At 63.3% G+C, this 21131-nt stretch carries 17 protein-coding genes and 2 pseudogenes; 5 read left to right on the top strand and 14 right to left on the bottom strand.

The window, feature by feature from the left end:
• Nucleotides 1-160: 160 nt before the first annotated feature.
• Nucleotides 161-700: pseudogene (locus CFB24_RS19120) on the bottom strand (IS91 family transposase); the annotation flags it as partial.
• On the opposite strand from CFB24_RS19120, the gene CFB24_RS22715 reads away from it, so the two are divergent.
• Nucleotides 678-1199, top strand: coding sequence for a hypothetical protein (locus CFB24_RS22715; protein WP_141098513.1), 522 nt, complete (start codon nucleotides 678-680; stop codon nucleotides 1197-1199). The pseudogene CFB24_RS19120 and the gene CFB24_RS22715 sit on opposite strands and share 23 nt — an antisense overlap.
• On the opposite strand, the gene CFB24_RS19115 is transcribed toward CFB24_RS22715, so the two are convergent.
• Complete coding sequence (locus CFB24_RS19115; RefSeq protein WP_088522234.1) at nucleotides 1157-1423, bottom strand: DUF2933 domain-containing protein; 267 nt, start codon at nucleotides 1421-1423, stop codon at nucleotides 1157-1159. The genes CFB24_RS22715 and CFB24_RS19115 overlap by 43 nt on opposite strands.
• Nucleotides 1424-1684: 261 nt before the next feature.
• On the opposite strand from CFB24_RS19115, the gene CFB24_RS23175 reads away from it, so the two are divergent.
• On the top strand, nucleotides 1685-1849 hold the full coding sequence (locus CFB24_RS23175) for a hypothetical protein (protein ID WP_158255294.1): 165 nt from the start codon (nucleotides 1685-1687) through the stop codon (nucleotides 1847-1849).
• Nucleotides 1850-1945: 96 nt separating this feature from the next.
• Here CFB24_RS23175 and CFB24_RS19110 read toward each other — a convergent pair whose 3' ends face one another.
• From CFB24_RS19110 to CFB24_RS19070, 9 genes are all read right to left on the bottom strand, one after another.
• Nucleotides 1946-2323, bottom strand: a complete 378-nt coding sequence (locus CFB24_RS19110) for a copper-binding protein (RefSeq protein ID WP_088522233.1) — start codon at nucleotides 2321-2323, stop codon at nucleotides 1946-1948.
• A gap of 97 nt (nucleotides 2324-2420) precedes the next feature.
• Entirely contained in the window at nucleotides 2421-2930 is a 510-nt protein-coding gene (locus tag CFB24_RS22710) for a hypothetical protein (protein ID WP_141098512.1), read from the bottom strand.
• A 16-nt stretch (nucleotides 2931-2946) separates the two neighbouring features.
• The gene (locus tag CFB24_RS19105) at nucleotides 2947-5331 is read right to left on the bottom strand and encodes a heavy metal translocating P-type ATPase (protein WP_170068175.1); all 2385 of its coding nucleotides are present in this window, start codon (nucleotides 5329-5331) and stop codon (nucleotides 2947-2949) included.
• A gap of 872 nt (nucleotides 5332-6203) precedes the next feature.
• The gene (locus CFB24_RS19095; RefSeq protein ID WP_141098511.1) at nucleotides 6204-6923 is read right to left on the bottom strand and encodes a CopD family protein; all 720 of its coding nucleotides are present in this window, start codon (nucleotides 6921-6923) and stop codon (nucleotides 6204-6206) included.
• A gap of 201 nt (nucleotides 6924-7124) precedes the next feature.
• Entirely contained in the window at nucleotides 7125-7514 is a 390-nt protein-coding gene (gene copC, locus CFB24_RS19090; protein ID WP_088522230.1) for a copper homeostasis periplasmic binding protein CopC, read from the bottom strand.
• A 38-nt stretch (nucleotides 7515-7552) separates the two neighbouring features.
• A complete protein-coding gene (locus CFB24_RS19085; RefSeq protein ID WP_088522229.1) occupies nucleotides 7553-7987 on the bottom strand; it encodes a DUF411 domain-containing protein in 435 nt (144 codons plus the stop codon).
• A 111-nt stretch (nucleotides 7988-8098) separates the two neighbouring features.
• Nucleotides 8099-8422, bottom strand: coding sequence for a copper-binding protein (locus tag CFB24_RS19080; RefSeq protein ID WP_088522228.1), 324 nt, complete (start codon nucleotides 8420-8422; stop codon nucleotides 8099-8101).
• Nucleotides 8423-8445: 23 nt separating this feature from the next.
• Complete coding sequence (locus CFB24_RS19075; protein WP_088522227.1) at nucleotides 8446-11631, bottom strand: efflux RND transporter permease subunit; 3186 nt, start codon at nucleotides 11629-11631, stop codon at nucleotides 8446-8448.
• Entirely contained in the window at nucleotides 11628-13148 is a 1521-nt protein-coding gene (locus CFB24_RS19070; RefSeq protein WP_088522226.1) for an efflux RND transporter periplasmic adaptor subunit, read from the bottom strand. The genes CFB24_RS19075 and CFB24_RS19070 overlap by 4 nt, the downstream gene beginning before the upstream one ends.
• An 897-nt stretch (nucleotides 13149-14045) precedes the next feature.
• Here CFB24_RS19070 and CFB24_RS19065 point away from each other — a divergent pair.
• The 3 genes and pseudogenes from CFB24_RS19065 to CFB24_RS19055 all read left to right on the top strand — a co-directional run.
• A pseudogene (locus tag CFB24_RS19065) lies at nucleotides 14046-14297 on the top strand (transposase); the annotation flags it as partial.
• A gap of 468 nt (nucleotides 14298-14765) precedes the next feature.
• Nucleotides 14766-16001, top strand: coding sequence for a radical SAM protein (locus tag CFB24_RS19060; RefSeq protein ID WP_088522225.1), 1236 nt, complete (start codon nucleotides 14766-14768; stop codon nucleotides 15999-16001).
• 9 nt (nucleotides 16002-16010) lie between these two features.
• Nucleotides 16011-16481, top strand: a complete 471-nt coding sequence (locus CFB24_RS19055) for a pyridoxamine 5'-phosphate oxidase family protein (RefSeq protein WP_088522224.1) — start codon at nucleotides 16011-16013, stop codon at nucleotides 16479-16481.
• 92 nt (nucleotides 16482-16573) lie between these two features.
• On the opposite strand, the gene CFB24_RS19050 is transcribed toward CFB24_RS19055, so the two are convergent.
• The 3 genes from CFB24_RS19050 to CFB24_RS19040 all read right to left on the bottom strand — a co-directional run bounded on the left by CFB24_RS19050 (nucleotide 16574) and on the right by CFB24_RS19040 (nucleotide 21058).
• Nucleotides 16574-17308, bottom strand: coding sequence for a hypothetical protein (locus tag CFB24_RS19050; protein WP_141098510.1), 735 nt, complete (start codon nucleotides 17306-17308; stop codon nucleotides 16574-16576).
• A gap of 68 nt (nucleotides 17309-17376) precedes the next feature.
• Nucleotides 17377-18579 (bottom strand): MFS transporter, encoded by a 1203-nt coding sequence (locus CFB24_RS19045; RefSeq protein ID WP_158255293.1) that lies wholly within the window; start codon nucleotides 18577-18579, stop codon nucleotides 17377-17379.
• A gap of 22 nt (nucleotides 18580-18601) precedes the next feature.
• The gene (locus CFB24_RS19040; RefSeq protein ID WP_158255292.1) at nucleotides 18602-21058 is read right to left on the bottom strand and encodes a TonB-dependent receptor; all 2457 of its coding nucleotides are present in this window, start codon (nucleotides 21056-21058) and stop codon (nucleotides 18602-18604) included.
• Between the last annotated feature and the right edge of the window lie 73 nt (nucleotides 21059-21131).

The following is a 21131-nucleotide window of genomic DNA, read 5'->3' as shown; positions in this document are numbered from 1 at the left end:
TCCCGCGCCTGACCGTTACTGGCTTCACACAAGCGATCACTCCAGTTTTAGCGTGGTTCCGGCGGGCGCCGTCAGTTTCCAGTGGAAGCAGGTTTCGAGGTCTCGACCGCCACTTCTCTCATGACGGAGGCCTCCGTCATGGCGAAGACTTTCTGGCCGAATCCTTCCATTTGAATGTGACGCCCGCATCATCCATCGCGACGAGCCGGGAGTTCGAGATCGCGACGCGGTGGTTGTAGCGCGACAGATAGGCGAGCACAGCCTTCGGTCCGGCGAAAGGACGTTTGGCGTAAACCACCCATTCGCAGCGCCGTAACGGCGCGAGCGCGGCGGCGAACGCCTCGTCATCGGAGAGCGCGGAAAGATCGCCGAAGAAGGCCAGGCCGCCGGCTTTGTGAAGCGCGGCGAGACCTTCGAGGAACAGCCGCCGGAACAGGCGCGACAGCGCGCGCACCGACAGGAAGAAGCCCGGCTTGCAGGCGATCCAGCGCGAGCCGTCCGGCGACAGGCCACCGCCGGGGACGATGATGTGGACATGGGGATGGTGGGTCAGCGCCGACCCCCAGGTGTGCAGGACGGCGGTGAGGCCGATGCGGGCGCCGAGATGTTTCGGATCGGCGGCGATGGTCGTGAGTGTTTCGGCCGCCGCCTTGAACAGCAGATCGTAGACGGCGGCCTTGTTCTGGAACGCGAAAGCCGAGCATCACGGCGACGAAGGCGACGTATTGCGGGCGCCGGATGCGGGCGTAGGGTCCGGTCGTCGCCACTTCCCCCGCGCGCTGCGCCTTATAGAGCGGCCGCCAGCAATAGCCGAGAAGGACAAATCCGGCGCCGATCAGCAGGCTGCTCGCGATGTGCAGCACGCTGAAATGCGGATCGCCCTTGGAACCGAGGATGGTCGACCAGAGATGACCGGAGTCGTGGGACATCAGGTCTGTCCCGGGATAATGCGTCGCGAGCCATCCAGACAGGAAGTAGATCGTCAGCTGAAAGCCGTACATTTCGGTAAACAGCGCCAGCACGAAAGCCGAGAACATGCCGAGTTCGCGCCAGTTCTTCTTCCAGCCCCCTACGGTAAAACTGCTCGCGAAAAAGATGAAGAAGACGCTGTTGATGATGACCAGCGACCAAAGGCCGTAGGCGGGAGCGTCGTGCGTCATGGCTGGTCCTCCTTGCCGGTCTCACTCTTGCCGTGCTGATGGCCGCCATGGCCGCCGTGCATGAACAGGTGCATGAGCGGACAAGCCAGCAACAGGAGGTAAGGCAGGGCGCCGAACAGATGCGCCGTATGCTCGGTGACAAGATAAAAAGCGCCGATTGCGAGGAACGCGCATAGCGCCCAGCCAGCGGGTGTCTTGAGCAAGGGGCGGTGATCGGGCGCTTCCGCGTGCGTCGCGCCGCCATGTTCATGTTCGGATGTCATTGATCATACTCCTTGAAACGCTTCGCGCGCCGCTCGTCTGGAATGGAAAACGGCGCTGGACATCGCGCACCTCTGGATCCGGTCATCCCCATAAGCCGCGCCAGCCGCTGGGCGCCGGAAGCGGCATTCATGGCGGCTCTCGTGAATGGCTCAATCGCCGTCGCGTTCACCAAGGGAATGCGCTCACTTTCCCACGCACTGATCGTACGTGATCTCGCATTGTGCCCTAAGAGATTGATATCGACTGTATAAGGGGGAGTTTTGCAGACAGAAATACCGACTGTTTTCGCAGGCGCTGGCGTGCTGGCGCGCAGCGCGGTATTTGCCCAGATCGACGTCTGGCTCTCTACCGAAATGGAAAGCGCCAGCTGGAGCGGCTTGCAGCGCGAACGCTGCCGCCAGGATCAAGAGCTTTCGTTTCCGTGACATCCTGTTCGCCTCCAGCGCTGTGCTTCGTATGTGAAACGTTCCCGCGCGCCACCGTCCGGGAGCGGAGACGGCGCGCGGGTTTCGGGCGCTGGTTTAGTGCTGCATCTTGAAGTCTATGACGCGCACCGTACCGTCCTGGTTGGCCACCTCGATTTGGACCGGGTCGCCCTTGTGCAGCATTTGCAGATGCGTCGGATCGGTCACCGGGAAGGTCATCGTCATCGCCGGCATATGGATCTTCGAGATCGCGCCATGCGAGATCGTCAATGTTCCTCCGGCGACATCAGCTTTCTTGACTTTGACATTGACCCAAAGCGGTGAGCCGGCAGGCTCCTTGTCCTTGCGGATCTTCTCCATCATCGTCAGCCATTCCGGCCCGTTCATTCTCCCCATCGCCAGCGTCGGTGCGACGCTTGCCGTCGTGAGCGCGCAGGCAAGGGCAAACGCGAGTGTGGAATGCGATTTCAACATATTGACCTCCTCGGACCATTGCTGTGAGCAGCAATATGTAAGTCATGAGGAGTTGATATCCGAGGCGGGCATTGATGTAAATCAATATGTCAAAGTATTATCCAGTATATATAAAAGGGTGTAGGTCGTTGTTTACTGTATAAATACAGTATTTATTTCCTCCAATCGCTTTGTCATTGAAGGCGGCCACTGGACATTTGCCCCGACCTTTCTTCTCGCGTGGCGGCCGGCGTGGTGGCGCATGATCGATCCCATTGACCGGCTGTTCAGGCGCTGCAACCGGTGACGGAATCTCCCAATCGGCAACGAAGGAGACGCCGAAATCGGAAACCCCGATGTGAAAGCAGTGGATTGCGCAGGACGCCATCAGCGCGCAATCCTGGCAGCCGTCCGGCATATCGTGAGAACTGCAAGGCTCATCGTCCGCCATGCTGACCGCGGCGCCAGAATCCATGGGCTGATGGGCGAAGCTGCTCACGGGCGCAAACACCAGTCCGACCAGCGTCAGGCACAGCAGCAACCGTCGAAACGCGGCGACAAGCCGCGACCCGAGGGGTCGCTGGGGCGCCCCTCCGATCGTGCCTTTTGTCACCGCCTTGCGTTTCATAGCTTCGCGCCTCCGCCTACAGCTTCACGCGCCGCAGCCGCGCGGCGTTGGAAATGACGCTGACCGACGAGAGCGCCATGGCCGCCGCCGCTATGATGGGTGAAAGCAGGATCCCGAACATCGGATAGAGGGCGCCCGCTGCGATCGGTACTCCGAGAGCGTTGTAAACGAAGGCAAAGAACAGGTTTTGCCGGATATTGCCCATGGTCGCCTGCGACAGCCGGCGCGCGCGCACGATGCCGGTGAGGTCGCCCTTCAGCAGGGTGACGCCGGCGCTTTCCATCGCCACATCTGTTCCCCCGCCCATCGCGATGCCGACATCTGCGGCGGCGAGAGCCGGGGCGTCGTTGACGCCATCGCCCGCCATGGCGACGATGCGACCCGCCGCCTTGTAGCGTTGCACCACCGCACTTTTCTGATCGGGCAAAAACTCGGCTTCGACATCCTCGATGCCGAGACGCCGCGCCACCGCGCGCGCGGTCGTCCAATTGTCTCCAGTCAGCATCACCGTCTTGACGCCCGCAGCCTTCAGGGCGGCGAGGGCTTCCGGCGTGGTTTCCTTCACCGGATCGGCGATAGCGAAGACGCCGGCGGCGCGATCATCGACTGCGATGAAAATCGCCGTCGCGCCATCCTCGCGCAGGCGGTCGGCCTCTTGCGCGAGATCGCCGCTCTCCACGCCACTCTCTTTGAGAAACCGCGCATTGCCGAGCAGAATGGCCTTGCCTTCCACCGTTCCCAGCGCGCCGCGGCCCGTGGGCGAATCGAAGTTCTCGACGGCAGGCGCCGAAATCCCGCGCTTGCCGGCTGCTTCGACGATCGCGCGGGCAAGCGGATGTTCGCTCGCCCGCTCGACGGCCGCCGCCAGGCGAAGCAGCTCCCGTTCGTCGAACCCGTCGACGGGGATGATGGCCGTAACCGCAGGCTTGCCCTTGGTGAGCGTGCCCGTCTTGTCCACCACCAATGTGTCGACCTTCTCCATCCGCTCCAGCGCTTCGGCGTTCTTGATCAGCACGCCGAGTTCGGCGCCGCGCCCGACGCCGACCATGATCGACATGGGCGTGGCCAAGCCGAGCGCGCAGGGGCAGGCGATGATGAGCACGGCGACGGCGGCGATCAGCCCGTAGGAAAAGCGCGGCTCCGGCCCGAACAGCGACCATGCGACGAAGGCGAGCGCCGCCACGCCGATCACCGCGGGGACGAACCAGCCCGCGACCTCGTCGGCGAGCCGCTGGATCGGCGCGCGGCTGCGCTGCGCTTCAGCGACGAGTTGGACGATCCGCGCGAGCATGGTGTCGCTGCCGACCTTTTCGGCGACCACGATCAGCGCGCCGCTCTGGTTGATGGCGCCGCCGATGACCTTGGCCCCCGCTTCCTTGGTGACCGGCATGGATTCGCCGGTGACCATGGATTCGTCCACCGCGCTTCTTCCCTCGATCACGGCGGCGTCGACCGGCACTTTTTCGCCGGGACGCACGCGCAGCTTGTCGCCGACCTTGACGTCTTCGAGCGGGACTTCCTCCTCCGAACCGTCGGCCTTGATCCGGCGCGCGGTTTTTGGTGCGAGATCAAGCAGCGCGCGAATGGCGCCGCTCGTCGTTTCGCGCGCCCGCAATTCCAGCACCTGACCGAGCAGCACAAGAACGGTAATGACTGCCGCCGCCTCGAAATAGACCGCCACCGACCCGTCGGCGGCGCGGAAGGCGGCCGGGAATATCTTGGGCGCTAAGGTCGCGACCGCGCTGTAGAACCAGGCGATGCCCGTGCCCATGGCGATTAGCGTGAACATATTGAGCTTGCGCGTGACGAGCGATTGCGCGCCGCGCACGAAGAACGGCCAGCCGGCCCAGAGCACCACCGGCGTGGCGAGCGCCAGTTGGATCCAGTTGGATGTCGTACGGTCGATGACGTGATCGAGGCCGATCAGGTGTCCGCCCATCTCCAGCAGGAAAACTGGCGCCGTGATCGCGAGGCCGATCCAGAATCTCCGCTTCATGTCCTTGAGTTCGGGGCTTAGTCCGGTCTCCGATGTCGCGACCAGAGGCTCAAGCGCCATGCCGCAGATCGGGCAGCTACCCGGCGCGTTTCGCCGTATCTCCGGATGCATTGGGCAGGTGTAGGTGTAGATCGTCCCCTCAGTCGCTGTTCCCGCGGCCTCCGCCGCTTCGAGGTAGCGCGCCGGTTCGGCGATGAATTTTGTTCGGCAGCCGGCGGTGCAGAAGTGATAAAGCGAGCCGGCATGTTCGGCCATGTGCGCGGTTTTCGCCGGGTCGACGGTCATGCCGCAGACCGGGTCCTTGACGCGATTCGCTTCGCGCCGGGTGTCGTGAACATGCCCGGCGTTGTCCGCTTCGTCGTGAACGGGGCTGTGATGGGTGTGACCTTCGCGCATTTGGGCCATGATGGATGCTCCTGGATTTTGGTCGTCGGCGATCGACCGCCTATGGGGTCGCAGGTGTGCATGCGCCGCCGAGTGGGCATGACGCCGTGACGCGCACCTCAATGAGTGGAAATGTCGTGCCGTCGTTTGAGTCGCCTGATCGACGTCTGTCCAGGCGATGCTCCGCCTGGATGTCCGGCTTTGAACCGGGCGACAGCGGACGCGATTGAGCGACGGCGGAAAGTCGCCGCAGCGCTTAAGGATAAGGTCGACATGAGGAATTTCCCGGCTGAAACGGCAAGGCGATCGCTTAGCGACGCCTATGGCTTGCGTTCAGACCGAGTGTTTGGGGGGATCCAGTTGCCCGCCAGGTTCGATGCCCTCGACAGGCAAATATCCGCCCAAATGCAGGCGTGACGCCGCCGAAACCGGCGGACGCGCGTGCTCAACGTCAGAACTGACGCAGACCGACGCGCAGCAGCATGCCACGCCGTTGCTGCAAACGCCACAATGGCAGAGACCGCCTCCCTCGCCGTGACGCGAAACCGATACAAATGCGGCTGAAACCCCTCGCTGCATGGCCGTAGTCTTGGGGGCGTGATCTGTTTCGGTCGGGGCGATCACCGCTGGCCTTACCGCGAATTCCGCTGTCGGCTTGAATGACGACGAGGGCGAGGTGGCATGAAGGGCGGGATCGGCGTGATGGTCGTGTCCTGGATGGGCGGAAGCCGTCGTTGAGCCAAGCGCCAGCAGGCCCGCAAAAAGCGCAGCCGCCAACCAAAGCGCAATGGAACCGATCGGACGAAGCACCATCATCTCCAAGCAACCGCCATTATATCCGAAGTCTTGTCGCATTGCTATGAATTGCCTTGAATGAATACATCCCGAGCAGGTCAGTTTCCTTCCGGCGAAACAGCGCCAAGGATTGCGACCGCGAACAGAACGGCAAGCGCGAGCCATTGATCCAGCACGACGTTGCGGAGGATCTGCGCCTTCGTCCCAGCGGGATCGGACGCCATGCGAGGTCCGAGGCGAAACCGGTTGAGACAAGCGATGGCCAGCAGCATGGCGAAGAGAAGCATCTTCGCGGTCAGCATGATCGACCATAAAGAGCCCGGCGAAAACGACGGCTGCTTCAGTTGCGGCCACGCGTTGACGGCGCCGCCGACAACGACCAGCGCGACGGCGAAACTCGCCATCAACCCGAAGCGCCCCAGCACGAAACACACCAGCGTATCCTGATGCGCATCGTTCCTCGCGGATGCGAGCGTGGCGAGGAGCGGCCAAAGGCCGCCGATCCATGCGGCGGCGCCCAGCACATGCAGCGCATAGAAGGCCTGGACGATCGCGCGCAAATCATCTGGAGCCGCAGCGGCGTGGCCCGCGCCCGCCTGAACGACGAGCAGGAGACCCGACACGATCACGGCGGCGCAGTTCGGTACGTTGCGCTCGAACAGGGATGATCTTGCCGCAAACAGAATCCCGGCGAGTCCGAGCGACAGCGCAAGCCGAGCCAGCCAGACATGGCCGAAACCGGTGTCAAGCAAATAGGATGTCGTCAAATCCACGTCGGAAAGCGCGCCCCAACCATCGCCCAGGCCCGCGATGGTCACGGCCAGCCAGACGACGATCGAAACGATCTGAGCGGCGCCGGCGACAGCGAGAACCCTTCGCGCCAGGCGCCGCGATTCGTGGTCGCGCGCGCGCGTCTCCGAACGTCGCGTAAAACGGAAACAGCGAGCCGCCAAAGAGCGCGAACAGAGAGATGAACTGCGTCCATCGCGCGGCGACGAGAATCGCCATTTGGGCGCCCGTCACGGGCGGATTTCGAATTTGTAGGAGCCTTTCATCGGATGGCCGTCGACGCCGACAGCCCGCCACCGGACTTCATAGGCCCCGGCCGCCAAAGGTTGCGTCGGCTTTAAAATCAGCGCGTTCAGCGCCGAGGACTCTGTCGTGGCCTTGCCATTGGCGCCGACGATTCCGCCGGGGCCGACGATCTCGATCGCGCTGACGTTCGCCTCGATCTTTTCATTGAACTCGATGCGGATCGTTTCCGGCGGCGTGGACGCCACCGAATTCGGAGCAGGCGACGCGCCTTTCATATGCGCGTGCGCGTCGGCTTCCGTGACGAAAACGCCGCTGAACGAGGCGGCTCCGATCAGGGCGGCGGCTGTGATCAAACCATGTTTTGTGAACGTCATATCACTTCCTCGTTGATTGTTCGCCGGACGACTGCCGGTCAAGGATATGCGGCGAACACCTGCGTCGTTCCGTCTTTCTTGATGAGCAGAACCTGATAGGGTTCGCGCGCTCCACCCTCCATTCCTGGAGAGCCGAGCGGCATGCCCGGCGCGCTGAGGCCAACGGCCACGGGGCGCTCGTCGAGAAGGCGCCTTATCTCCCGCGCGGGAACGTGCCCCTCGATCGTATAGCCATCGACCTTTGCGGTGTGGCAGGAGGCGACCTTCTGCGGCACGCCATGAGTCTTCTTGACCGCAGCCATGTCAGCTGCGTCGTGCATTGCCACATGCATTCCCGCGGCTTCCAGACTTTGCGCCCAGCGCTCGCAACAGCCGCACTCCGGCGAGCGCCAAGCCGTAACGTTCTGGGCGTCCGCGCCGGTCGCCGCCGCCGTGGCGACAATGGCTGCGAAAAGCGCCTTGATGTGGAGCATTCTCAACCTCTTTCCCTCCGCCGGCCGCAATCGTCGGCATTCAGCCATGCAGACTTTCGAGGCGGCGCCTCTGGACGAGACCGCGCCGCCCGACCGACTTCGCGTCGGCGCTCAGTCCGCGCGCTTGATGCTGTCGATCACATAGCCCGCTGCGCCATGCGTCAGCGTGAATGTGATCTTCGATCCGGTCTTGAGCGCGCCGAGATCGACGCCGGGCGCGACGCCGAAATCCATGGTCATGCCGGGCCATTTCAGCGCCGCGACGGGACCATGGGTGATGTTGAGCTTGTGGCCGGCAGCGTCGATCGCATTGATCGTGCCCTGTCCCGTCGGTTTCTCCGCCTGCGCCACGACCACCGCATCGGCGGCGCGCGCGGGGGCGAAGATTGCAAGCGGCGCGACGGCGATCGCGGCGGCCAGATAGATGCATTTCATTGTCATGTCTCCATTTTTGAGAGCTATTCGGCGGCCATTTGGCCGGCTTCCTTAGCCGAGGCAGGCAAAGCGCCAGCTTGTCGGGGCGCCGCGTTGTCGCGCGGGAGGCCGAATCCCTTGACCAGATCGTAAATCGCAGGAATGACGATGAGGGTCAGCAGCGTGGACGACACCATGCCGCCGATCATCGGCACGGCGATGCGCTGCATCACTTCGGAGCCCGCGCCGGTGCTCCACAGAATCGGCACAAGGCCCGCCATGATGGCGACGACCGTCATCATTTTCGGGCGCACGCGTTCGACGGCGCCGAGCATGATCGCCTTGTGCAGGTCGCCTCTGGTGAAAAGCCTGCCTTCGCGGACCCGCTCGGCGATCACCTCCTTGCGGGCGTGGTCGAGATAGATCAGCATCACCACGCCGGTTTCCGCGGCGACGCCGGCCAGCGCGATGAAGCCGACCGCCACCGCCACAGACATGTTGAAGCCCAGATACCACATCAGCCAGACGCCGCCGATCAGCGCGAAGGGCAGCGAGGCCATCACGATCAGGGTTTCGGTCAGGCTGCGGAAGTTGAGATAGAGCAGCAGCATAATGACCAGCAGCGTGATCGGCACGACCACGCGCATTTTGGCGGCGGCGCGCTCCATATATTCGAACTGGCCGCTCCAGGTGACATAATAGCCGGAGGGGAATTCGACCGAACTCGCCACCGCCTGCCGCGCGTCGGCGACGTAGGAGCCGATGTCGCGGTCGCGCACGTCGACATAGACATAGGCGGCGAGCTGGCCGTTCTCGGTGCGGATCGAGGTCGGCCCCCGCACCAGTTCGACTTTGGCCACCTCTCCGAGCGGTGCCGTTCCTCCGCCCGGCAGCGGAATGAGCACGTCATTGGCGATCGCCTGGGGCGACGAGCGGAAGTCGCGCGGATAGCGGATGGTGACGCCATAGCGTTCACGCCCTTCAACCGTCGTGGTCACGGTCTGGCCGCCAAGCGCCGTGGCGATCACGTCCTGCACGTCGCCGATCATCAGGCCGTAGCGCGCCAGGGCGGAGCGATCGGGGACGACGTCGAGGTAGTAGCCGCCGATGATGCGTTCGGCGTAAGCGCTGGACGTGCCGGGAACGTTTTTCAGGACGGTTTCGACCTGTCGCGCCAGACTTTCGATCTGGTTCAGGTCGCGCCCGAAGATCTTGACGCCGATCGGCGTGCGGATTCCGGTCGAGAGCATGTCGAGGCGGCCCTTGATCGGCATGGTCCAGGCGTTGGACACGCCGGGAAATTGCAGCGCGGCGTCCATTTCCGCGATCAGCTTGTCGATGGTGAGACCGGCGCGCCATTCCTCCTTGGGCTTGAGCTGGACCACCGTCTCGAACATCTCGGTCGGCGCCGGATCGGTGGCGCTGGAGACGCGGCCCGCCTTGCCATAGGCCGACACCACTTCCGGGAAGCTCTTGATGATCCGGTCCTGCGTCTGCAACAGCTCGGCCGCCTTGGTGACGGAGAGCCCCGGCAGCGTCGTCGGCATGTAGAGCAACGTGCCTTCATTGAGCGTCGGCATGAATTCGCTGCCGATCTGGCGGGCCGGCCAGACAGTCGCGACGAGGACGCCAAGCGCCACAACAATCGTCAGCACCCTGGCGCGCAACACCAGGGCGATGACCGGCCGGTAGACGAAGATCAGGACCTTGTTGATGGGATTCCTGGCCTCGGGGATGATCTTTCCGCGCACGAAAATGACCATCAAGGCCGGGACCAGCGTCACCGACAGGAAGGCCGCCGCCGCCATGGAAAAGGTCTTGGTGAAGGCGAGCGGACTGAACAGCCGTCCCTCCTGGGCTTCCAGCGTGAAGATCGGCAGGAAGGAGACGGTGATGACCAGCAGACTGAAGAACAGCGCCGGCCCGACCTCGACCGCCGCTTCGATCAGGATGTCGACGCGCGGCTTGCCCACGGGCGCGCGCTCCAGATGCTTGTGGGCGTTTTCGATCATCACGATCGCCGCGTCCACCATGGCGCCGACGGCGATGGCGATGCCGCCCAGGCTCATGATGTTGGAGCCGAGGCCCAACGCCTTCATCGCCGCGAACGCCATCAGCACGCCGACCGGCAGCATGACGATGGCGACGAGGGCGCTGCGCACATGCAGAAGGAAAACGATGCAAACGAGCGCGACGATGGCGCTTTCCTCGGTCAGCGTGTGCTTCAGCGTTTCAATCGCGGCATGAATGAGTTGCGAGCGGTCATAGACAGGCAGGATCTCGACGCCTTTGGGCAGGCTTGAGGCCATCGCGCTCAGCGTGGCCTTGACGTTGTCGATCACGGTGAGCGCATTGGCGCCGTAACGCTGGAGGGCGATGCCGCTGGCGACCTCGCCTTCGCCGTTCAGTTCGGTGATGCCGCGCCGTTCGTCCGGGCCGATCTCGACGCGCGCCACATCCTTCAGCAGCAGCGGCGTGCCATTGTCCGAGCGCAGCACGATCTGTTCGAGATCCGGAATGCCGCGCACGTAGCCGCGCCCGCGCACGATGAACTCGAATTCCGACAGCTCCACCGTGCGGCCGCCAACGTCGGCGTTGTTGGCGCGAATGGCGTCGCGGATCTTCTGCAAGGGAATGCCGAGCGCCTTGAGCCGGTTCGGGTCGACCACGACATTGTATTGCTTGACGAAGCCGCCGACGCTGGCGACCTCGGCCACGCCTTCCGCCTTGGCCAGACCGTAGCGGATCGTCCAGTCCTGGAGCGAGCGCAGTTCGGCCAGCGTCATCTCCTTGGCGACGACCGCATATTGATAGACCCAGCCGACGCCGGTGGCGTCCGGCCCAAGCACCGGCGTTACGCCGGCCGGCACTTTGCTGCCGGCGGCGCTGAGATATTCGAGCACGCGCGAGCGCGCCCAGTAGATGTCGGTCCCGTCCTCGAAAATGATGTAGACGAAGGAGACGCCGAAGAAGGAGAAGCCGCGCACCACTTTCGAGCGGGGCACCGTCAGCATCGAGCTGGCCAGCGGATAGGTGACCTGATCCTCCACCACCTGCGGCGCCTGGCCCGGAAATTCCGTATAGACGATGACCTGCGCGTCGGAGAGGTCGGGAAGCGCGTCCAGCGGCAGGGTTTTGACCGCAAAGACGCCGGCGGCGACCATGAAGGCCGTGCCGATGAGGATCAAAACGACATTGCGCGCCGACCAGGCGATGAGTTTGCCGATCATTTCGCCTCTCCCATGGTCAGCCCCTTCAGCGCCGCCTTGAGATTGCTCTCGGCGTCGATCAGGAAATTCGCTGAAGTCACGACCTTGTCGCCCTCCGCGACGCCCTCCCGGATTTCGACGGAGCCTTCGCCGCGCCGCCCGGTCCTGACCGCGCGCGGCTCGAAGCGGCCCTCGCCACGGTCGATCAGGACGAGCTGTTTCGCGCCGGAATCGATCACGGCGCTGTCGGGCACGGTGACGACTTTGCCGCCCTCGCCGGCGGCGATCTCGGCGTCGACATACATGTCCGGCTTGAGCAGCAGGTCGGGATTTTGCAGTTCGACGCGAATGCGCACAGTGCGCGTTTCCTTGTTGATCTGCGGATAGACGAGGGTGACCACGCCGCTGAAGCTGCGGCCCGCCATCCCCCGCGGCTGGACGGAGACCTTTTGCCCGATCTTGATCCGCATGTAGTCGCGCTCGGCGACGTCGACCAACGCCCAGACGGAGGTCATGTCCACGATCTTGAACAATTGCTGGCCTGGATCCGCTCGCATGCCCTCGTAGGCGTTGCGCTCAAACACGACGCCGTCGCGCGGAGACCGCCATTCGAGGCTCAACGGAATTTTTCGCGAGCGGTCGATTTCGGCGATGAATTCGGCGGGAACGTCCAGCACGTCAAGGCGCTTGCGGGCGCCTTCAAAGCCCGGATTCGAGAAGTACTGTGCGGCGGCGGAGGCGATTTCCGGCGAATAGAAGCGGAAGAGGACCTGGCCTTTCCTGACCTGATCGCCGGTCGTCACCTCGGCGACCTTTTCGATGAAGGTGGTCGATCTTGTGGACACGAGGGTGATGCGGCGCTCGTCGAGCTGGATCACGCCGGGGACGATGATCTTTGAAACGATGGACCGCGTCGTCGCCGCCTCCGTACGCACGCCGGTGCGCTGCACCTTGCCCGTCGCGATGTGAACAGAGGAGGAATCATCATCCTCGCCCTCGTACACCGGCCGGTAATCCATGCCCATCGCATCCTTTTTCGGAACGGGCGAGACGTCGGCGAGCCCCATGGGATTGCGGTAATAAAGGATGCGCTTTTTGGAAGGCTCAGGCGAAGTGTTGAGCGGCGCCGCGCCGCCGAGCGGCGGCAGCACGGCGGCGAGGTCGGCGGCGCGCACGGGCAGGAAATCCATGCCCATCGAATCTTTCTTGGGCGACAGCGAGATTTCCGTTCCGCCCATCGCGTCGCGCCAGAACAACGGCGCCTCGGCGGACCGCGACGGCGCAGGAAGCTTCGCGTTCAGCGCCACAACGACCGAGCGCCGGACAGCCAGGAAATCCATGCCCATGCCGTCCTTTTTGGGCGTCCTGGACACTTCCGGGCCGCCCATCGGATCGCGGTAAAACAACACCGGATCGTCCTCGGCCTGGGCGGCGGAAACGATTGTGACGTTTGAAAGCAGCGGGATTGCCGACGCCGCAGCGCAGGCGACGCCTCCCGCGAGCGCAAGCGCGCCCATGAGGCGAAAAGACGAGGTCATGATGTTGGGACTCCCGACCGGCGGACCGGCTCAAAGCATGAAGACACGCAGCATCCGCCCGTCTTGGGACGAGCGAAGGCGTTTGTTCACGGCTTCAGGCGATGGGAGGTCGCAGATCGGGAGAAGGAGAACGGCTCGGCAGGATGGCGTCGTCGCGCGAAGGCGACACGGATCGCGCAAAGGCGCCCGGTTCGGCAACGGACGCCACGCGCGGAGGCATCGGCGTTACGATGGCGCACACGGCCATCACGCAGCATTCCGGCAAAGCGCCGTGAGTGTCGCCGGCCCCGCCCGCCGAACGATCGTCCATCAACATGGCGGAGGACATTTGCGTCGTGGCGGAGGACATTTCCGGGCAGCAATGGTGATGGCTTTTCGACGCAAACGCTCCGCTCGTTCCCGCGGCCAGCAGACCGACGAGAGCCAGGACAGAGCATATGAGACGGAGCCAGTTCGCCATCAATCGTTCCATGACACGGCAACTAGTTTAATCGAAAACGAGGCCGTTGTCATGCCTGATGTTTTTGGCGACATCGGAAGAGGATTAATATCCTCCCGCGCTGCCGTTGCTTTGAGGTCGCTCAATGCCGCCGAAAAAGAAAGCCGCCCCTCGCAGGGCGGCCGGAGTCAGGGAGGAATCGCCCAAGAAGGGCACGGCGCCGAAACGCCACAATGAAATGTGTCTAGTCTCGCTATGTTCGCAGTATTGATCGAGATCAATGCGGCAAGACACGCCCTGGGAGTGTGGCGTTGAGGCTACAAACTTGCAGAAGGCCGCGTAGGCTGAGCGTCATGATCGCAACGGCGCCGGGCGAAACAAACAGGCTCCGTGCCATGCCGCCAGCCTTCCCGTGCATCAGCCAGCCGATATAGGTGGCGAACTGCTGGCCTTCGGGTCCACGACGCTACCAGTCCGGCGAGATCGACTACACCGGGAGCATCTCCAAATGCGGCGACAGACGCGTGCGGACACTGCTTTACGAGGCCGCCAATGTGTTGCTGACACGCCGCAAGGCCCCGATGAAGCTCAGAGATTGGGCCTTCGCCATCGCCAAGCGCTCGACCATGCGCAAAGCGCGGATTGCGCTCGCCCGTCGGCTTGCGATCATCATGCACGCGATGCTGCGCAACGGCGCGGAATTCAATCCGAAGCCGGCGCCGTCGGCTACGCCTCATGGGATCTCGACCAGCCTTACGTCGGCTATGCGAAACAGAGCCAGTTGGTGCTCGGCGGCCTGGTCGGTTATGATTTCGGCGCCGTCGACGTCGCGTTCAAATTGACCCGCACCGTGGCCGAAACCAATTAGGGCGGTTTTGAAACGCGCGGATGGGCGATTATCATTGTTCCGCTCTGGATCGCCGAGCCGCCGACGACGGTCGCAGCCAAATATTGAGCGGCTGAAAAGCATTTTGCGCGCAGATCCCATTTGACGTGAGCCTGCATTGGCTGCTGCGACCTACGCCGGTCAAACGGACCATCGCGATCTCGCCGCGTTCCGTCGCATAGCATCGGCGCATGAGCAGGAAAATGAATAGAAATTGACGTTCCTACTAGGAAACAAGATTATTGGCGCGGATCAGAGCGCGCCATTTGGCGGCGCAACAAAAGGACGATTCATGGTTTGCGTGTCTCGCATCCCGCGCCGTGACGAGGCGACTTTTGCCGAAGTCCTCGGCGCCCATCCCGATTTCCCCAGGTTGATCGCCATCAAGATCGACGTCCAGCGGCGCGGCCTGCATTACACCCGGCGCGCCATGGCCGCCGTCGATCCCACGCGTCACCAGATCTATATGTGGGAAGGCGTCGCCTATCCTCATTCCATGCTGTTGCGCGATGGTACGACCATTCTCGCCTATCCCCAGCCGCGCGACCGCAACCCCTATGACGTCGACTTTATCGACGGCGCCTTCGTGCTTATCGACGCGGGGCAGGTGGTGGAGACCGTCGAACTCTGGCCGAAGCCGCTCTATTACGACAAGAAGACCAGCTCCGGCCTGCCAATGAAGGAAGTGGTGTCGGCGCGGCCGCAGCGGCTGGATATTTTCGCCAGCAGCTTTTGTCACTTCGCCCATGTCGATGATCAGGGTTGCCAGTTCTGCCCGCTGCCGCATCATCACAGCCAGTTGCGTGAGGCCTATGACCTGCCGACCCGGCTCAAGCCGGAAGACGTCAAGGAATGTATCGCCGAGGCGCTGAAGGAGCCGGGCCGCTTCACCAACATCCACATCACCGGCGGCTCGGTGATCAAAGGCAGGGAAATGCTCGACGCCGAGCTAGACTATTACATCAAGCTGTTGCGCGCCATTGGCGAGGTGTTCGCCACGCCGCGCTTTCCCAGCCAATTGCTGGCCAGTCCGTTCAGCGAGAAGCAGTTGATCCGTCTGCGCGAGGAGACCGGGCTGGGCAGCTACACCTCCAATATCGAGGTGCTGGACGAGCAGCGCTTCAATTGGATTTGCCCCGGCAAGGCGCATCACATCGGCTATCGCGAATGGAAAGATCGCCTCGTCCGCGCGGTGGACATTTTCGGGCGCGGCAATGTCAATACCGGGATCGTCGGCGGGGTCGAAACCGCCGCCCCGCACGGGTTCCCATCCGAGGCCGAGGCGTTGCGCGCCACGCTGGACGAGGCGGAGGATCTGGCGCAAAAAGGCGTGACCACCGTGCATACGGTCTGGGCGCCGCAGAAGGGCTCGAAATTCTCCGAGCTGAGATCGCCCTCGCTGGATTATTTTATCCGCCTCGCCAGCGGCTTGCAGGAGATTCGCGCTCGCCACGGCCTGTCGGTCGATTTCGACGATTACCGCCGTTGCGGCAATCACCCGGACAGCGACCTCGCCCGCCTGCAGTAAGGATCAGACATGACCTCGCGTCTCTCCCCCGCCGTCACGGCCCTGCTGGACGATCCCGAAACGATAAAGATTCTGGCGACCGTCGGCGCCGACGGCGCGCCTCATGCGGTGGCGAAACAATCGCTGCATCTCGGCGAGGACGGCTGTCTGCATTATCTCGAATTGCTGGAATCCTCGACCACCAACAAGAACATGGTGCGCAGCCTGTGGTTCGACGGCACGGTGGCGATCACGCTGGCGCATCGCGACGGCCGCTCCGTGCAGATCAAGGGCCGTCCGATCAAGGTGCACATCACCGGCGAATTGTTCCAGCGCCATTATCGCGCGCTGCGCCTTTCCGACCCCGAGGCGGATCTGGCCTCGGTCTGGGTGATCGAGCCTGTCGCCGTGACCGACCAGAACGCGAGGGTGCGGCGCGAGGCGGAAGCTGTTCGTCATCCGCATTTCCTGCACCTCGACCGTCTGGCGCGGGCTCAGTAACAGTGAATCAGTCCTTGGGCGCGCTTGCTTCTTGTTCTTGGAAACGATCCAAATGGATCGGAAGCGGCCGTTCGATGCCGAAACAAGCGTGATTATTTGAATTGTAATTCCAGCAAGGCGTCATCGTCCCACTGTGTATCGCTGATGGGTGGGAAGAAGATACGTCCATCGCCGGAGATCAATCGGGCATCCAGGGTTTCGCGCCGCTCGCCTTGCACGAGCGCGACCGCCGCCAATGGGCGTGGGCTTTCGTAATGCACACGCACCATCGCGCTGTGACAAGGTCCGCCAATCGATTGCAGCAGCGTTCGGTTGGCGAAGTCGAATGTTTCTTTCACGAAGGCCCAGCGCATTTCGCATTCCATCCTTAGATCGCCGAAGCGCAAATGATTTTTCGGCAAATCGGGCGAGCGTACGAACGGCGCCCATTTTTGGGCGTTTCGCGGCTGGTTCAGAACGAGACGAGCCGTTTCAATTTCTGCGTTTTCGAGCGGGGGTAGGGAAAACAAACCGTTCTTATCGATCATGACGTCGATTGAGCGGTCCCGCGTCTCCATTTTCAATTGCAGCGCGGTCGAGGGTTTCACGCCAACGGAGGCGATCAAGAACTTCGGCGTGGCCGCGGGCGCCAAGGCGTGGTTTTCGGCGAAAGCTTCCACAGCTTTGCGCAGACGCGCATAAGCCGTTTCGTCAAGTGCGGCGCCATCCACGTCCACATCAGGAACGACCAGGATCTCAGGTTCATTCCGATGCAATATTGGTTTGGCGAGCGCGGGAATAGTTGTCAGCGCCACGCTGATGAGAACAAGTGATTTGAAGCGAGGCATGGAAGTCCTGCCTGGAATCAATGATAAAGATATAAGTTTAATAGGATTAAGTCTTTGTCCGGCGCGAATCAAGGAAAATGGACGCGCGTCGCGAGCAGCCGCAGCGCGACCGGCGCCATCAGATAGGCGCAGGCCGAAGCCAGCAGGATGGGAAGATAGCCGCTTCCCGCCGCGAGCGCGCGTCCGGTCGCGGCGAGCAGCGCCATGCCGCCGAGATTGCCGCAGAGCGCGCCCAGCGCGGTGACGCGGCCCACCCGCGCCGCTGGAACAGCGTCTGTGAGCGTGGCGAACAGGTTGACCGAAAAACTTTGGTGCGCCGCCAGCACCAAGCCGAGCAGCGCCGTCGCCTGCCAGAGCTGATCTGTGAACGCCGCCAGGGGCATGACGGCGGCGGCGAGCGCGGAGACCGTCATCACGCGCCTGCGCGCGACGCCGACCTCTCGTTGGCGCCAAAGCAGCGACGAAGCGGCGCCGCCAACGAACGACCCCGCCGCCGCGCAGGCGTAGATGCAGGCGACCGGCAGACCGAGCGCGCCGCCCTCCAGCGCGAACATGCGGTGGAACAGATCGGGCAGCCAGAACAGCAGCAGCCACCATGCCTGATCCGACAGGACCTTGGCGACGACCAGCGCCCATGTCGCGCGGTCCGCCAGGACGAGGCGCCAGGAGTCTTTTTCGCGCGCGCCGTCGGTTTCGTCGGCCGGCGCGGACGGCGTCAACCGGCGCGACGCGTACAGCCAGGCCGCGCACCAGACCATGCCGATGGCGCCGACTCCGAGAAAGCAGATGCGCCAGCCGTAAATGAGCGCGAGCGCCGGAACCGCCAGCGGCGTGACAATGGCCCCGACGCTGCTCGCGCCATTCATCAGCCCGAGCGCCAGTGCGCGGCCGCGGGAATCAAACAGAGCCGCGAGGGTCTTGACTGCGGTCGGCGTCCCCATCGCCTCGGTGGCGCCCAGCGCTAGACGCGCGAGGCTGAAGGCGCCGAAGCCGACCACGAGTCCGTGGGAGGCGGCGGCGAGACTCCATGAGCCCACGGCGACAAGGTTGGACAGGCGCGGCCCGAGCCGATCGACCAGCCAGCCCACCAGCGGAAAAGCCGCGACCGCGCCGAACTGAAACAGAGCGGCGAGATCGCCGTAATCGGCGTCGCTCCAGCCCAGATCTCGCGCCAGTATCGGCTTGAGCACCGCGATGAGCTGGCGGTCGACGTAATTGAGAATCCCCGCGGTGATGACGAGGACCAGCAGCAAGGGATTTTTCGCCAGCATATCGCCGCCATGCGCCTGAAGGCTAAAATTCCTTGCGGATGTTGACGCCGAAATAGCGGCCATCGTCGCGCGGAACCCAGCGGTAGACATAGCCCGCCGTGCCGGGAACGGCGGTGGCGCCCTGGCTTTGCAGATAGGTGGCGTAGGAGGTGTTGAGGATGTTCTTGACCAGGAACGCCACTTTCAATCCCGCATTGGCGTCGGAAATCGTCACGTCGGCGTCCCAGATTCCATAGGCCTTCTGGATGGTGTCGGGAGATTCGCTGAGGTCGTATTGCACCTTGCTCTGCCAGCGCAGAGCCGTGCCGAAATCGACCGAATATTTTTCCAGCCAGGGCAGGGTGTAGTCGGCCCGGACATTGGCTTTCCATTTCGGCGTGAACGGAACCATCCCGCCCTTGATCGGCCAGTTGCGCCCAATGACGCTGGTGCTGGTGATGGCGGCGTCGGTGTAGGCGGCGGCGCCTTTCAATGACAATTCGTCGGTGACGGCGGCGTTGAAATCGGCCTCCACGCCCTGGCTGGTCACCGTGCCCGCGTTGACCAGATTGGTCACCACCGCGCCGCCGATCAGATTGGGGAAATTCGCCTGGTAATTGTCGAACACCGTGTGGAAGGCGGCGAGATTGAGCAGGACGCGATTGTCGAACAGTTTGGTTTTCGCGCCGATCTCAAACGAGTTGGAGGTTTCCGGCGCCAGCACCTTGCCTTGCGTCGCGGGAACCATGTTGAAGAAGACGTTATAGGCCGGACCCTTGTAGCCATGCGAATAGGTGGCGTAAGTCGTCGCCCAGTCGGTCGCGTCATATTCCAGGCCGGCGCGGGCGGCGTAGCCGGTCTTGAACGTATGGCCCGTCGTGTAGGGCGAGGAGACCGCTATGCCCGTGTCGGCGGCGGTGGACTGGCGCTCGTGGCGATAGCCAAGGTCGTCGCCGATCACGCGCGCGCCGGCGATTCCGCGAAAGACCGGCGTGAAATTGATCGTGTTTTCGTTGAAGGCGGCGATGTTGGTGTTGGTGACGCCATAGGAGGCGAAGCCCGTATTGGTCGTGGCGCCGAGCGTGTCGGTGCGACGATAGGTTTCGCTGTCCTCGCTGTGCAGCACGTAGAGGCCGGCGACATATTCGATGAACTGGCCGCGCGCCGAGGCCAGCCGCAATTCCTCGGACACCTGGTTGAAGTCCAGCGTGCCATGATCGACGACTTGCTTGTTGGCGGGATTCGAGGTGCGGTCGAAATCCTGGAACTGCTCGTTTTTCCAAAAACGGTAGGCGGTGATCGAGGTCAGCGTGTGTCCAAGCAGGGCGTAGTCGAGTTGCAGCGACACGCCGCCATTGTCGTCGTCCGCGTGGGTGAAGGTGTTGGCGTTGATGCTGCGATTGCTGCTGGAGGCGACCACCGGCGACAGCAGGCTGGCGAAAGTGGGGTTGGGCGTGATCACGCCGCCGGGATAGGTCGTGTTGGTGCTGGTGACGACGCCGGTGGGATTGGTTTCGCGGGTGTGCAGGTAATCGAGGGTCAGCAGCGCCCGCAGGTCGCTGGTCTGTGGCGTGATCTCAAATTTGGCGCGCGCGCCGTAATGGCTGGAGCCGTTGACCTTGTCGCCATTGTAGACATTGGCGACATTGCCGTCGTAGTCGGTTCCCACCACGCTCAACAGGCCGTTGACCACGCCGGGGACGAGCGCGCCGGAGACGCCGGCCTTGAAGCGCTTTTCGCCGCCGCTATACCAGGATGCGTCGCCATAACCGCGGAATTCCGAGGTTGGCTGCGCCGTGGTGACATTGACCACGCCGGCGGAGGCGTTCTTGCCGAACAGCGTGCCTTGCGGTCCCTTCAGCACTTCGATGCGCTCGACGTCGAACAGATCGAGGGTGGCCTGTCCCGGACGCGCCAGCGCCACGCCATCCACGACGGTGGAGACGGAGGGTTCGGCGCCCGGCGAGGTCGTCACCGTGCCGACGCCGCGAATGAACAGACCCTGGTCCTTGTTCGACGCGCCGTCGCGGAAGTTCAGGCTGGGAACCAGCTGTGTGATGTCGTTGATGGTGTTGAGATTGGCCTGCGCCGCCTGCGCGCCGTCGACCACTGTGACGGCGACCGGCACTTTTTGCGCCTTTTCCGGCAGGAGCGTGGCGGTGATGACGACGTCTTCGACATGGGCGTTCGCGACCGGAGCGGCGGAGGCCTGCGCCTGGAGTTGGGCCGGGGCTGGCGCAGCCGCGGAATTGGTCGGTGCGGCGGGCGTAGCTTGCCGGGTCGCGCGCAGCGTCTTCACAGGAGGCTTCTTCGCATTGGGCTTCTTCACAGTGGTCTTGGTCGCATGGGGCGGCGCCTGTTCAGGCGGCGCGGCGCCCTGATTCTGCGCCGAGGCGGGGGAGGACGCGATCAGAGACCCGGCCAGCAGCGCGACAAAGCTGACGCATCCCATCGGCCGTCGCGCTGGCGTCCATCCAAAATCTCCGGTCTCACTCTTCATCGCATCGCTCCTGAACGCCTGCGGCGCGGCGCGCCGTGAACGGGTGCGATCAATAGTCAAAAGTCTACTAAAA

The sequence above is a fragment of the Rhodoblastus acidophilus genome (assembly GCF_900187365.1).
Classification (GTDB): Bacteria; Pseudomonadota; Alphaproteobacteria; order Rhizobiales; family Beijerinckiaceae; genus Rhodoblastus; species Rhodoblastus acidophilus.
Note: the sequence above shows the minus strand (reverse complement) of the source record. Positions and strands in the feature narration are given on the sequence as shown.

What these genes read in the sequence shown, in the direction of transcription:
- CFB24_RS19115 (WP_088522234.1), bottom strand. Translation starts at nt 1,423, where the DNA reads ATGACATCCGAACATGAACATGGCGGCGCGACGCACGCGGAAGCGCCC.
- CFB24_RS19110 (WP_088522233.1), bottom strand. Translation starts at nt 2,323, where the DNA reads ATGTTGAAATCGCATTCCACACTCGCGTTTGCCCTTGCCTGCGCGCTC.
- CFB24_RS22710 (WP_141098512.1), bottom strand. Translation starts at nt 2,930, where the DNA reads ATGAAACGCAAGGCGGTGACAAAAGGCACGATCGGAGGGGCGCCCCAG.
- CFB24_RS19105 (WP_170068175.1), bottom strand. Translation starts at nt 5,331, where the DNA reads ATGGCCCAAATGCGCGAAGGTCACACCCATCACAGCCCCGTTCACGAC.
- copC (WP_088522230.1), bottom strand. Translation starts at nt 7,514, where the DNA reads ATGACGTTCACAAAACATGGTTTGATCACAGCCGCCGCCCTGATCGGA.
- CFB24_RS19085 (WP_088522229.1), bottom strand. Translation starts at nt 7,987, where the DNA reads ATGCTCCACATCAAGGCGCTTTTCGCAGCCATTGTCGCCACGGCGGCG.
- CFB24_RS19080 (WP_088522228.1), bottom strand. Translation starts at nt 8,422, where the DNA reads ATGAAATGCATCTATCTGGCCGCCGCGATCGCCGTCGCGCCGCTTGCA.
- CFB24_RS19075 (WP_088522227.1), bottom strand. Translation starts at nt 11,631, where the DNA reads ATGATCGGCAAACTCATCGCCTGGTCGGCGCGCAATGTCGTTTTGATC.
- CFB24_RS19070 (WP_088522226.1), bottom strand. Translation starts at nt 13,148, where the DNA reads ATGACCTCGTCTTTTCGCCTCATGGGCGCGCTTGCGCTCGCGGGAGGC.
- CFB24_RS19060 (WP_088522225.1), top strand. Translation starts at nt 14,766, where the DNA reads ATGGTTTGCGTGTCTCGCATCCCGCGCCGTGACGAGGCGACTTTTGCC.
- CFB24_RS19055 (WP_088522224.1), top strand. Translation starts at nt 16,011, where the DNA reads ATGACCTCGCGTCTCTCCCCCGCCGTCACGGCCCTGCTGGACGATCCC.
- CFB24_RS19050 (WP_141098510.1), bottom strand. Translation starts at nt 17,308, where the DNA reads ATGCCTCGCTTCAAATCACTTGTTCTCATCAGCGTGGCGCTGACAACT.
- CFB24_RS19045 (WP_158255293.1), bottom strand. Translation starts at nt 18,579, where the DNA reads ATGCTGGCGAAAAATCCCTTGCTGCTGGTCCTCGTCATCACCGCGGGG.
- CFB24_RS19040 (WP_158255292.1), bottom strand. Translation starts at nt 21,058, where the DNA reads ATGAAGAGTGAGACCGGAGATTTTGGATGGACGCCAGCGCGACGGCCG.